Origin of the sequence: Streptococcus suis, from assembly GCF_016775005.1 — a bacterium.
Taxonomy (GTDB): Bacteria; Bacillota; Bacilli; order Lactobacillales; family Streptococcaceae; genus Streptococcus; species Streptococcus suivaginalis.
Genome location: NZ_JAEUXI010000003.1, coordinates 44,337 through 56,895 on the forward strand (window position 1 = coordinate 44,337; position 12,559 = coordinate 56,895).

Sequence of the window (12,559 nt, forward strand, 5' to 3'; positions counted from 1 at the left end):
ACATGACACACACATTTGCAGAAAACTACGATGTCATCGTAATCGGTGCGGGGCATGCGGGTGTAGAGGCGGGATTGGCAGCTAGTCGGATGGGCTGTAAGACCCTGCTTGCGACGATAAACTTGGATATGGTGGCTTTTATGCCATGTAATCCCTCTATTGGTGGTTCTGCCAAGGGGATTGTGGTAAGGGAAATCGATGCTCTGGGTGGCGAAATGGGCCGCAACATTGATAAAACCTACATCCAGATGAAGATGCTCAATATGGGGAAGGGGCCAGCTGTTCGTGCCTTGCGGGCTCAGGCGGACAAGGCAGAGTACGCAGCGGAGATGAAGCGGACGGTCGAGCGTCAGGAAAATCTGACCCTGCGCCAAACCATGATTGATGAGATTTTGGTGGAAGACGGCAAGGTTATCGGTGTCCGCACGGCTACCAACCAGAAATTCTCCGCTAAGGCAGTTGTGGTGACGACAGGTACAGCCTTGCGTGGCGAGATTATCATTGGTGATCTCAAGTATTCGTCAGGGCCAAACAACAGTTTAGCTTCCATCACGCTGGCGGATAATCTGAAAGAATTAGGACTTGAAATCGGTCGTTTCAAGACAGGGACGCCACCGCGTGTCAATGCTCGCACTATTAACTACGAAGAAACTGAGATTCAGCCAGGCGATGAAAAGCCAAATCACTTTTCATTCTTGTCCAAGGACGAGGATTATTTGCAGGACCAAATTCCTTGCTGGCTGACCTATACCAATGCGACCAGCCATGAGATTATCAACGGCAATCTTCACCGAGCCCCTATGTTTTCAGGGATTGTCAAGGGGATTGGACCCCGTTATTGTCCGTCAATCGAGGATAAGATTGTGCGTTTTGCCGACAAGGAACGCCACCAGCTTTTCTTAGAGCCAGAAGGTCGTAATACCGATGAAATCTATGTACAAGGGCTGTCAACCAGTCTGCCAGAAGATGTGCAGCAGGACTTGATCCACTCCATCAAAGGCTTGGAAAATGCTCAGATGATGCGGACGGGCTATGCCATTGAGTACGATATGGTTATGCCTCATCAATTGCGGGCGACGCTGGAAACTAAGAAGATTTCGGGGCTCTTTACAGCAGGTCAGACCAACGGAACATCAGGTTATGAAGAAGCGGCAGGTCAGGGAATTATCGCTGGTATCAATGCCGCCCTTAAGGTACAGGGTAAGTCTGAGTTGATTTTGAAACGAAGCGACGGCTACATTGGTGTTATGATTGATGACCTGGTGACCAAGGGAACGGTGGAGCCTTATCGCCTCTTAACCAGTCGGGCAGAATACCGCTTGATTCTGCGTCATGACAATGCCGATATGCGTCTGACAGAAATCGGTCGTCAGGTTGGCTTGGTAGATGATGAACGCTGGCAGGTTTTCCAGATTCACAAAAATCAATTTGACAATGAAATGAAACGCTTGGAATCTATCAAACTCAAGCCAATCAAGGAAACTAATGAAAAAGTTGTTGCTATGGGCTTCAAGCCCTTGACAGACGCTTTGACCGCCAAGGAATTCATGCGCCGTCCAGATGTGACTTACGCAGATGCGGTGGCCTTTATCGGCCCTGCGGCAGAGGACTTGGATGCCAAGACCATTGAATTGATTGAAACAGAGGTCAAGTACGAGGGCTACATTGCCAAGGCCTTGGATCAGGTGGAGAAGATGAAACGCATGGAAGAAAAGCGTATTCCAGCCGACATTGACTGGGATGACATTGATTCCATAGCGACGGAGGCTCGTCAGAAATTCAAGCTGATTTCACCAGAAACCATTGGCCAGGCTAGTCGGATTTCCGGTGTCAATCCAGCGGACATCTCCATTCTCATGGTCTACTTGGAAGGACGCAGTCGTTCTATTTCTAAAAACAAATCAAAGGACAGTCGCTAAGGCTGTTCTTTTCTTCTGATAGGTTGGAGAAAGCTAGCAATTTAGGACTATTTGTGGTAGAATGGCAGGAAGAGGTTTATAATGAAAAAATTTCGGTTTGTAACACTTCATTTTGTGATGATCGGTGTCATACTGTTTGGACTATTGGCAACTATCAGTAGTCTTTTTCCTGCGTCTAGCTTGATGCTACTCGCTCTCTTTGTCACCCTCCTACTCCTGATTGTTTTGTTTATCTACCAAAAGCATTCTTACGAGTTCAGTGAAATTGAGCAAATTGAATACTTAAACAATCAAGCCAATTCAGGCTTGATGCAACTTTTGGATAAGATGCCCGTTGGTGTGATCAAGGTGAGGATGGACAGTAACCAGGTAGAGTGGTTTAATCCCTATGCAGAACTCATTTTTGCTCAGGAAAATGGGACCTTTGATCAGAAGAAACTGCGTGAAATTATTGATGTTGGCCTGGATCAAGATCGGATTTATGCTAATTTTTCCGGTAAACGGTACGCTGTCAATGTGGACTTTGAACAGGGGCTCTTTTACTTTTTTGATGCATCAACTGAGTACAAGGCAACGACCCATTTGATTGGAAGTCGTCCAGTTATCGGTATTATCTCTGTCGATAATTATGATGAACTTGAGGATAATTTTACCGATTCGCAGATTAGCCAGGTCAATTCCTTCTTGGCTCAATTTGTATCGGATTTCTGTCATGAGTATGACATTTACTACCGTCGGGGAACCATGGACCGGTTCTATTTCTTCACGGACTATGGTGTCTTGGAAAGTTTGATTGAAAGCAAGTTTTCTGTAATTGATAAGTTTCGTGAAAAAGCTAAAAATTTGGAACTTGCCTTGACCCTTAGTATGGGCTTGGCTTATGGCGATGGGAACCATCATCAGATTGGCCAGGTTGCTCTTCAAAACCTCAACATGGCTGAGGTTCGTGGAGGTGACCAAGCTGTTATCAAGGAAAATGATGAAAGCAAGCAACCGATCTTCTTTGGTGGGGGCTCAGCTTCTTCTGTTAAACGGACGCGTACCCGTACCCGTGCCATGATGACGGCGGTGTCTGACAAGCTTAAGTCTGTGGATAGCGTATTTGTCGTAGGACATAAAAATCTGGATTTGGATGCTTTGGGTTCGGCTGTAGGGATGCAGTATTTCGCTCAAAATATCATGAACAATGCCTATACGGTCTATAATCCCAATGAAATGGCACCAGACATTGCTCGTGCCATTAAAAAACTATCGGATGAAAACTGTTCTAACCTCCTAACTGTTGAAGAAGCGATGAAGAAGGTGACCCATCAGTCTCTCTTGATTATGGTTGATCATTCGAAAACTAGTTTGACCCTTTCCAAGGAACTCTACGAAGAATTTAGTCAAGTGGTTGTGGTGGACCATCACCGAAGAGACTCAGACTTCCCAACAAATGCTATTTTGACCTATATTGAGAGTGGCGCTAGTTCAGCCAGCGAGTTGGTGACAGAATTGATCCAGTTTCAAAATGACAAGCACCATAAACTCAATCGTCTTCAGTCTAGTTTGCTGATGGCGGGGATGATGTTGGATACCCACAATTTTACTTCGAGGGTGACCAGCAGGACTTTTGACGTGGCTAGCTATCTCCGTAGCAGGGGTAGTGATAATCTGGAAATTCAACAGATTGCGGCAACGGATTACGAAGAGTATAAGCAAATCAATGAGTTAATCTTGCGCGGTCAAAAGGTGACGCCCCATATCGTTGTAGCTTGTGGGGATGAAAAGCGAACCTATGATAGTGTCGTAACCAGCAAGGCGGCAGATACTATCTTGGGCATGTCTGGTATTGAGGCGGTCTTTGTGGTGACGAAAAATAGCAAGGGCTATATCGCTGTATCCGCTAGAAGCCGTAGCAAGGTTAATGTTCAGCGTATCATGGAAGAGATGGGAGGGGGCGGTCACTTTAACTTGGCTGCTGCTCAAATCTACGATCAGTCCATGACTGAGATTCAGGCTAGCATTATCGATAAGATACAAGAACTATTAAAAGAAAGTTAGGTAAAGCAGATGAAAGTTATTTTCTTAGCAGATGTAAAAGGTAAGGGAAAAAAAGGTGAAATCAAGGAGGTGCCGACAGGCTATGCCCAAAACTTTTTGATCAAGAAAAACCTTGCAAAAGAAGCAACCAACCAAGCTATTAGCGAATTGCGTGGCCAAGAGAAATCCAAAGAAAAAGCCCACGCTGAGATGGTGGCTGAGGCAGAAGCGATTAAGGCAAAATTGGCTGATGAAGCGACCTTGGTGCAATTTGTGGAAAAGGTTGGTCCAGATGGACGGACATTTGGTTCGATTACCAGCAAGAAAATTGCTGAAGAGTTAGGAAAACAATTTGGAATCAAGATTGACAAGCGTCACATTCAATTGGATCATCCAATTCGTGCCTTGGGCTTGATTGAAGTCCCTGTTAAAATCTACCAGGACATCACTGGTGAGATTCGTTTGAGCGTAAAAGAAGCCTAATACAGTCAGTTCAATGGAGAGGATGGAGGAGGTGAGAACTTGGCAGAAATTGATGAATTACGGGTTCAGCCCCAGGATATTTTAGCGGAGCAGTCGGTCTTAGGTGCCATTTTCATTGACGAAGGCAAGTTGGTCTTCGTTCGAGAATACATTGAGGCTGAGGATTTCTTCAAACATGCCCATAAGCTGATTTTCAAGGCCATGATTGCCCTGTCTGACCGCAATGAGGCCATTGATGCGACGACTATGCGCAACTATTTGGCCAATCATGGTGATTTGGAGAGTATTGGTGGCTTGGCTTATTTGGCAGAAGTCATCAACTCTGTACCGACATCCGCCAATGCGGAATATTATGCCAAGATTGTCGCGGAGAAATCAAACCTCCGGAAACTGATTGAGCGGTTGACAGATGCGGTCAATTCTGCTTATGAAGGTGCGGATGAGTCAGATGAGATTATCGCCCAGGCAGAGAAGGCCTTAATCGATGTTAGTGAGGGGGCTAGTCGAAGCGGCTTTAAGCGGATTGATGATGTCCTCAATACCAACTTTGAAAATCTAGAAATCCGGTCGCGGCAGACATCGGATATCACAGGGATTGCGACGGGGTATCCTGCTCTTGATGCCATGACAACGGGTCTGCATGAAGAAGAATTGATCATCTTGGCGGCTCGCCCAGCCGTTGGTAAGACGGCCTTCGCCCTCAATATTGCTCAGAATATCGGGACCAAGCTGGGCTTGACAGTTGCCATCTTCTCTCTGGAGATGGGTGCGGAGAGCTTAGTGGACCGTATGTTGGCGGCAGAAGGGGTTATCAATTCGCGTTCTATTCGTACTGGTCAGTTGTCGGATGAAGAATGGAAGAAGTTGACCATTGCCCAGGCCAATCTGGCGCGTGCGAGTATTTATATCGACGATACGCCTGGTATCAAGATTACAGAGATTCGTTCGCGTTCACGCAAGTTGGCTCAGGAGACTGGAAACCTTGGTTTGATTTTGATTGACTATCTCCAGTTGATTACAGGTACTGGTCGGGAAAATCGTCAACAAGAGGTTTCGGAGATTTCCCGTCAGTTGAAGATTTTGGCTAAGGAATTGAAAGTGCCAGTTATCGCTCTTAGTCAGTTGTCGCGTGGTGTGGAACAACGTCAGGACAAGCGTCCCGTCTTGTCCGATATTCGTGAGTCTGGGTCTATTGAGCAGGATGCGGATATCGTTGCCTTCTTGTATCGTGATGATTACTATGAGCGTGGTGAGCAAGAAGATGGTGGCATTCCTAACAATACGGTTGAAGTGATCATCGAGAAAAACCGTTCCGGTGCGCGTGGTACCGTGGAACTCATGTTCCAAAAAGAATACAATAAATTTGCAAGTATTTCCAAGAGAGAGGATGGATAGAGAATGAGTGATGCATTTACAGATGTTGCTAAAATGAAGCAAATCAAACAAGATATTAAAGACCATGAGGGACAAATTGTTGAGTTGACCCTTGAAAATGGTCGTAAGCGTGAGAAGAATAAGCAGGGGCGTATTGTGGAGGTATATCAATCCCTCTTTATCGTTGAGTTTGAAGATCCAAACAATACCTTTGTGGAATCTTATACTTACTCGGACATTTTGACAGAAAAGATTTTGATTCATTATTTAGACTAATGTGATGACATGATGAAGTGTTTAAAACGGGTAGTTCTCCTACTGGTTAGCTGCATGTTCTTGGTAGGATGTGTAGTAAACAACAATTCGGTTGCTCCTTCAGGTCAGCAAAGAACTGATATTTATAGATTGGTATCAGATGAAGCAGATAATGCTTGGACTTATTTCAGTATGACTCATGAGCAGGATGCTCTTCATCGATTCAAGGTCTATTACGAGGTGGAACTAACTGATGCCTATCTCGGTGAAATAGGAGCATCGAGTCCAAAAGAAGCTGGAGATATGTTAGAGGAGTTATTTTATGAGTACTCCCTTCCTGAATTGGCAGAGCTGGAAACAGTTGATGGAGTTGAGGTGGCAAGCCATTTTCCTAGGGAAAGAGTGTGGCGTCTGGTCATTGACATCGACCCTGCGATTGCTGATTTTAACATGATTTCACAAATTGTTGGAGAAGGTGATTTGGAAATGTTAGCGGATATCGAAACGACTACGGCTAGTGAGTTTGCTACGATATTTTACTTTCTCGGATTTGAAAAAATGAATGACTAAAAGGCTTTACAGAGCCTTTTTTTTGTGCTATACTAATCTTTGTGCGAAATAACAGCAGAGCAAAATGAAGCTCGTCAACAGAAGGTCAGCAAGAAGAGTAATCGTTGCTGTTTCGATGAAGGCCTCCTGCACGAATCAGGTTTGCTTAAAACGTTATTTCCTACAAATAATTTTTATATTTTATTTTAGGAGGACATAACTATGTCACGTTATACAGGACCATCTTGGAAACAAGCTCGTCGTCTTGGCTTGTCATTGACAGGTACAGGTAAAGAATTGGCACGTCGTAACTACGTACCAGGTCAACACGGACCAAACAACCGTTCTAAATTGTCAGAATACGGTTTGCAATTGGCTGAGAAACAAAAATTGCGTTTCTCTTACGGTTTGGGTGAAAAACAATTCCGTAACTTGTTCGTACAAGCTACTAAAATCAAGCAAGGTACTCTTGGTTTCAACTTCATGCTTCTTTTGGAGCGTCGTTTGGATAACGTCGTTTACCGTCTTGGTTTGGCAACTACTCGTCGTCAAGCACGTCAATTCGTAAACCACGGTCATATCCTTGTTGACGGCAAACGCGTTGATATCCCATCATTCCGCGTTGAAGTTGGTCAAGTGATCTCAGTTCGTGAGAAGTCAATCAAAGTTCCAGCTATCCTTGAAGCTGTTGAAGCAACTCTTGGACGTCCAGCTTTCGTATCATTCGATGCTGAAAAATTAGAAGGTTCATTGACTCGCTTGCCAGAACGCGACGAAATCAACCCAGAAATCAACGAAGCTCTTGTCGTAGAATTCTACAACAAAATGCTCTAAGATTTATATCTGTTTTTTCAAACCAGTCTATCTCAGGCTGGTTTTTTTGTTGCTCCTACTATTTTGATTATTTTTGTGAAAAAGTAAACAAAACTGCTTGAAAATCGCCTCTAAATTCTGTACAATCAAGTTACATAATAATATAACAGGAGGTCTTTTTATGAAAAAAAGATACTGGTTGGGCTTGCTTCTCAGCTTTATTGGAATTGTCTTTCTAGCTGCTTGTAGCCAGACTCAGTCCGATCAATCCAGTTCCCAGTCCTCAACTTCGACTTCTTCATCCAGTAAGGAAGAAACGGTTTCTGGTGCATCAGAAAAGGTTTATACAGATCCTTCGGAACTCAAGGATAGTTACGATGTCATTGTAGTGGGCTCTGGCGGTGCAGGTATGGCAGCGGCTATTTCGGCTAAGGATGCTGGTGCAGATGTTGTGATTTTGGAAAAAATGCCCGTTATCGGGGGCAATACAGCCAAATCCTCTGCAGGGATGAATGCTTCTCAGACCAAGTTCCAAGAAGCAGAAGGTATTGCGGATAGCAACGACAAATTCTACGAAGAAACCCTCAAAGGTGGCGGTGGAACAAATGACCCAGAATTGCTTCGCTACCTAGTGGACAATTCTGCCGCTGCTATTGATTGGCTGGATGGGCTTGGGATTACTCTCAGTAATATTACGACAACTGGAGGTATGAGCGAAAAACGGACCCACCGACCAGCAGATGGCTCAGCAGTTGGAGGCTACTTGGTGAACGGCCTCTACTACAATCTTGTTGAGAGAGAAGTACCGATTTTCGTCAATGCTGAAGTAACAGATCTACAAGAAGAAGCAGGTAGCGTGACAGGTGTTGAAGTGGAGATTGCTGGTAAAAGCAAAACTATCACAGCTAAGTCAGTCGTTTTGGCAACAGGTGGCTTCGGGGCAGACCTAGACATGGTTGCCAAACTCAATCCAGCCTTGGAAGGTTACGTGACGACTAACCAGGAAGGGTCAACAGGTGATGGTATTGCTCTTGCGGAGGATAAAGGGGCAGCAACCGTTGATATGGAACAAATCCAGATTCACCCAACTGTTGAGCAAGAAACTTCCTACCTGATTACAGAAGCCGTACGTGGCGAAGGGGCCATATTGGTCAATGCCAAAGGTGAGCGCTTCGTGAATGAACTAGAAACGCGAGATAAGGTTTCCGCGGCCATTAACTCCCTAGACCCCAACTATGCCTATGTCATTTTTGACGATGCCCTCAAGGATCGTGTGAAAGCCATCGCACAGTATGAAAGCAAAGGGCTGGTAAAAACAGCTGCGACCGTAGAAGAATTAGCTAAAGAAATCGATCTTCCAGCTGCTACGCTACAAGCTACCTTGGATAGCTGGAATCAAGCTGTGACAGACAAGAATGACCCAGCATTTGGCCGAAGTTCTGGTATGGACCATGCCTTGAATACAGGAGCCTATCATGCTATCAAAGTCGCACCTGGTGTTCACCACACCATGGGAGGTGTGAAAATCAACACCAATACCCAAGTGTTGAAAGCAGACGGACAAGCGATTCCTGGTTTGTACGCTGCTGGTGAAGTCACAGGCGGTGTCCATGGTAAAAACCGAATTGGAGGCAATGCAGTTGCAGATATTATCGTATTTGGACGTCAGGCTGGAGAACAAGCGGCTACATTTGCGAAATAAGAGAAAAAGACCCAGACGGGTCTTTTTTCAAGACTTTTTTTGGAAAACTGTGGAAAAGTTTCACTATTTTTCTGGGAATTACAGGCAAACATCTCTTAAATAAGCAGTAAAAAGGGAAGGAAAGGTTTGGATTGACGGGATTTATTCTGCTTGTTCACAGACTTATCCACAGGCTGTGCATAAGTAGTTTTCCTCAAAAGAAGCTGAGCCTTATTTTAAAAAATGTGATAAAATAGTAACAAATTGTGCCAAGACGGAGAGAAAGATGACCCTACTAACCATTGTTATTCCCAGCTACAACGCCCAAGATTACCTGCACTACTGCGTTCACTCGCTGGTCATCGGCGGGGATGCGGTCGAGATTTTGGTTATCAATGACGGATCGAGCGATCAGACCCAGGCTATTGCCGAGGATTTGGCGGCCCGCTACCCAAATGTGCGTGCCATTTATCAGGATAATAAGGGACATGGCGGAGCGGTCAACACAGGGATTCGTGAGGCCAAGGGACGTTATTTCAAGGTCGTGGATTCAGACGATTGGGTCGATAGCAGAGCCTATCTGAAGATTTTGGAAAAACTACAGGCCTTGGAAGTAGAAAATACGCCTGTCGATGCCTTCATTTCCAACTTTGTCTATGAAAAAGAAGGTCAGTCGCGGAAAAAATCCATGTCCTATCAGGATGTCCTCCCTGAAAATCGTCTTTTTGGCTGGGAGGATGTGGGTGCCTTCTCTAAGGGCCAGTACATGATGATGCATTCTCTTATTTACAGGACAGACTTACTACGAGAAGTGGGTCTGGTCCTGCCAGAGCATACCTTCTATGTGGATAACATTTTTGTCTTTACACCTTTACAGGCAGTTCAGACCATGTACTATCTGCCGGTGGATTTTTACCGCTACTTTATCGGCCGAAATGACCAATCTGTCAACGAATCTGTCATGATCAAACGGATTGATCAGCAGATCAAAGTCAATAAAATCTTGGTGGACCAGTTGGAGCTGGACCAGTTGACCAATCCTGACTTGCGGAGCTATCTGCTCAATCATGTGGAGATTACCACCATTATCTCCTGTGCCCTGCTCAACCGTGGTGGCACAGCTGAGCATATGATGAAGAAGCAGGAACTCTGGCATTACATTCGGGACAATAATCCAGCCCTCTTCAAGATTGTTCGCAAAGGTTTACTCGGTCAGTTGACCAATCTCTATGGCTATCCAGGTCGTAAGATCTCCAACGCCGTTTATAAGATTGCCAAACGGATTTATGGATTTAATTAAGGAATGAAGGAAGCTGAACAACTGGGCTTTCTTCTTTTCTTTTTCTGGAAGCAGGTTATTTCTGTTGACAAAGAAAAACGACAAGTGTAGAATAATAAAAAGAAAAGAGGATTTCACAAATGAATGAATTGAAACGATTGCCAGATGCGGAATTTAATGTATTGCGCGTCATTTGGCATTTACCCAACCCAGTAACCTCAGCACAGATTATCGGTCATTTAGGAGAGGATAATCACTGGAAACCACAAACCCTACTGACGATTTTGGCTCGTCTGACAGAAAAGGGTTTTTTGAAGAGTGAGCGAAATGGGCGCGAGCGCCACTATACAGCGATTATTTCTGAGGAAGAATACATGGCTGTTGAAACATCAAACTTTTTAGATCGTTACCAAGGTAACTCCTTAGGAGGATTGGTGAAGACTCTCTTCTCATCGAATGCCTTGTCAGAAGATGAGTTGGATGAGCTAAGGGGATTGTTGAACAAATAGGAAAAAGAATAATTGGGGGATTATTATGGCGTCGGCACTACTATCTTTTTTGCTGATCAGTTTATATAAATCATTTTTGATTTTATTGTTTAGTGGGCTTTTTATCGTACTGAAAAATCGTGTGTCAGCTCGGGTTCGTTACTTGACCTGGTTGGTTCTATTGGTTAGCTTGATTTTTCCTTTCCGTCCACGATTTGGACAAGGATTGGTCACGATTGAACATGGTCAGAATCTAGCGACAAGCGCAGCAAGAGGTGTTAGCCAAACAGGGACAGAAGTTGCTGCCAGTCAACCAAGCCTTTGGGAACTTTTCTTGGGGTTACCATGGGTAGAACTGTTTTTGCTTGTTTGGTTGGCGGGGTTCCTAGTGGTGATTGGTCGTGCAATCTTTGCCTATGTAAAATTTCGGAATTTGTTGAAACGATGGGGAAATCCAATTGCGGATGCTCGTATTTTAGCTAATTTCCAAGCTATTAAGGCAGAATTTGGAATTCAGAAGTCGATTCGACTTTTCCATTATCCGCAGGTCTCAAGTCCGATGCTCTTTGGATTGCGCAATCCAATCATTCTTCTTCCTGCAATAGATTATACGGACGAAGAGCTTGATTTGATCTTTGAGCATGAACTAACTCATTACCGTCACCGGGATATCTATGTCAATCTCTTGGTGCTACTGGTAAAAGCTGCCCATTGGTTTAATCCGATTGTGGCCTTTGCCTGTAAGGAGGTTCAAGAGGCTGCAGAGAGCTACTGTGATCATAGTGTCCTACATGAAAGAGACCAGGCTTATCGCTCCTTCTATGGGGAGACGATAATTACCATGATTCATAAGAGTCAGCAACCGATTTTGTTGTCTAGCTGTTTTTACTCAAATAAGTTCAATCTCAAGCGTCGGATTATCGGTATTATGGATAGCCGCTTACCAAAGCCTTCTCTTGCTATTCTTGTCACTTTTGTCACTAGCTGTGCCTTGATTTTCTCGGGTTCGATATTTGTAGTGGCCATGAGTGAAACACCATTACATAAAGCACAGGAAGCAACCTTTACACAAGAGGATGCCATTCAAATATCCCTAAGGGACCAATCTCTCGAAGCGTCAGCTGTGACTGATGTCCAAGCTAGTGACCAAGGAGATTATTACCTAATTGAATTTTCCCATGAAGAGACTCTATACCGTGTTCAAGTGGATAAGGCTAGTAGGTCAATAACACAAATAGAAAAAGAGACACTAAAGATAGTAGCAGAGTCTTCATCTTCTTCCACCTCAACCTCAACCAGTAGTAGCCAAGCGAGTCAAACAGTTTCAGAAATGAGTAGTCAGCCGACAATTGCTTCTACTACTCAAACTGTAACAACAAGTAATCAATCCCAAACAACAGTATCTACTCCTGCTTCAACAAGTAGTCAGTCCACCCCAACCCCAACCCCAACACCTATTCCCCCAGTTGAAGAACCTGATACGGATGATGTGGAAGATACTGAAACAGAGGATGTGGAGGACTAGTTTGGTTTGAGATGCTTTTTTGTAGAAGATTAGTAGGAAACTACTGATCTTTTTTATTGAAATTGAACAGACAAAAAAATTTGAAGCATAAGACTTGACTTTATAAAACGACAAGTGTAGAATATAATTATACTACAGATGTAGAAAGTGGAGTGGGAAACCACTCTATTC

The 12,559-nt window shown here is 44.3% G+C and carries 11 protein-coding genes; all 11 read left to right on the forward strand.

What is annotated here, in order from left to right:
• The first annotated feature begins 2 nt into the window (after positions 1 to 2).
• The 11 genes from mnmG to JNG37_RS03890 all read left to right on the forward strand — a co-directional run bounded on the left by mnmG (position 3) and on the right by JNG37_RS03890 (position 12,388).
• Positions 3 to 1,919, forward strand: coding sequence for a tRNA uridine-5-carboxymethylaminomethyl(34) synthesis enzyme MnmG (gene mnmG, locus JNG37_RS03840; RefSeq protein WP_158456174.1), 1,917 nt, complete (start codon positions 3 to 5; stop codon positions 1,917 to 1,919).
• Positions 1,920 to 2,000: 81 nt separating this feature from the next.
• Positions 2,001 to 3,962 (forward strand): DHH family phosphoesterase, encoded by a 1,962-nt coding sequence (locus tag JNG37_RS03845; RefSeq protein WP_158456176.1) that lies wholly within the window; start codon positions 2,001 to 2,003, stop codon positions 3,960 to 3,962.
• Between the two features lie 9 nt (positions 3,963 to 3,971).
• Positions 3,972 to 4,424: a 50S ribosomal protein L9 gene (gene rplI, locus JNG37_RS03850; RefSeq protein WP_158456178.1), complete on the forward strand. Its 453-nt coding sequence runs from the start codon at positions 3,972 to 3,974 to the stop codon at positions 4,422 to 4,424.
• A 39-nt stretch (positions 4,425 to 4,463) separates the two neighbouring features.
• Positions 4,464 to 5,819, forward strand: coding sequence for a replicative DNA helicase (gene dnaB, locus JNG37_RS03855; RefSeq protein WP_158456180.1), 1,356 nt, complete (start codon positions 4,464 to 4,466; stop codon positions 5,817 to 5,819).
• A gap of 3 nt (positions 5,820 to 5,822) precedes the next feature.
• On the forward strand, positions 5,823 to 6,074 hold the full coding sequence (locus tag JNG37_RS03860; RefSeq protein WP_002938218.1) for a Veg family protein: 252 nt from the start codon (positions 5,823 to 5,825) through the stop codon (positions 6,072 to 6,074).
• 129 nt (positions 6,075 to 6,203) lie between these two features.
• Positions 6,204 to 6,623 carry a hypothetical protein gene (locus JNG37_RS03865; protein ID WP_187321617.1) on the forward strand — a complete coding sequence of 140 codons (420 nt, stop codon included), beginning with the start codon at positions 6,204 to 6,206 and terminating at the stop codon, positions 6,621 to 6,623.
• 201 nt (positions 6,624 to 6,824) lie between these two features.
• Complete coding sequence (gene rpsD / locus JNG37_RS03870) at positions 6,825 to 7,436, forward strand: 30S ribosomal protein S4 (protein ID WP_024407736.1); 612 nt, start codon at positions 6,825 to 6,827, stop codon at positions 7,434 to 7,436.
• Between the two features lie 160 nt (positions 7,437 to 7,596).
• Complete coding sequence (locus tag JNG37_RS03875) at positions 7,597 to 9,117, forward strand: flavocytochrome c (protein WP_158456183.1); 1,521 nt, start codon at positions 7,597 to 7,599, stop codon at positions 9,115 to 9,117.
• Between the two features lie 265 nt (positions 9,118 to 9,382).
• Entirely contained in the window at positions 9,383 to 10,396 is a 1,014-nt protein-coding gene (locus JNG37_RS03880) for a glycosyltransferase family 2 protein (protein ID WP_158456185.1), read from the forward strand.
• Positions 10,397 to 10,515: 119 nt separating this feature from the next.
• Entirely contained in the window at positions 10,516 to 10,884 is a 369-nt protein-coding gene (locus JNG37_RS03885) for a BlaI/MecI/CopY family transcriptional regulator (protein ID WP_158456187.1), read from the forward strand.
• Positions 10,885 to 10,960: 76 nt separating this feature from the next.
• Positions 10,961 to 12,388, forward strand: coding sequence for a M56 family metallopeptidase (locus JNG37_RS03890; protein ID WP_187321618.1), 1,428 nt, complete (start codon positions 10,961 to 10,963; stop codon positions 12,386 to 12,388).
• Positions 12,389 to 12,559: the final 171 nt, after the last annotated feature.

Excerpts from the sequence above, each read along its gene's own strand:
- mnmG (WP_158456174.1), top strand. The coding sequence starts at position 3 with ATGACACACACATTTGCAGAAAACTACGATGTCATCGTAATCGGTGCG.
- JNG37_RS03845 (WP_158456176.1), top strand. The coding sequence starts at position 2,001 with ATGAAAAAATTTCGGTTTGTAACACTTCATTTTGTGATGATCGGTGTC.
- rplI (WP_158456178.1), top strand. The coding sequence starts at position 3,972 with ATGAAAGTTATTTTCTTAGCAGATGTAAAAGGTAAGGGAAAAAAAGGT.
- JNG37_RS03860 (WP_002938218.1), top strand. The coding sequence starts at position 5,823 with ATGAGTGATGCATTTACAGATGTTGCTAAAATGAAGCAAATCAAACAA.
- rpsD (WP_024407736.1), top strand. The coding sequence starts at position 6,825 with ATGTCACGTTATACAGGACCATCTTGGAAACAAGCTCGTCGTCTTGGC.
- JNG37_RS03875 (WP_158456183.1), top strand. The coding sequence starts at position 7,597 with ATGAAAAAAAGATACTGGTTGGGCTTGCTTCTCAGCTTTATTGGAATT.
- JNG37_RS03880 (WP_158456185.1), top strand. The coding sequence starts at position 9,383 with ATGACCCTACTAACCATTGTTATTCCCAGCTACAACGCCCAAGATTAC.
- JNG37_RS03885 (WP_158456187.1), top strand. The coding sequence starts at position 10,516 with ATGAATGAATTGAAACGATTGCCAGATGCGGAATTTAATGTATTGCGC.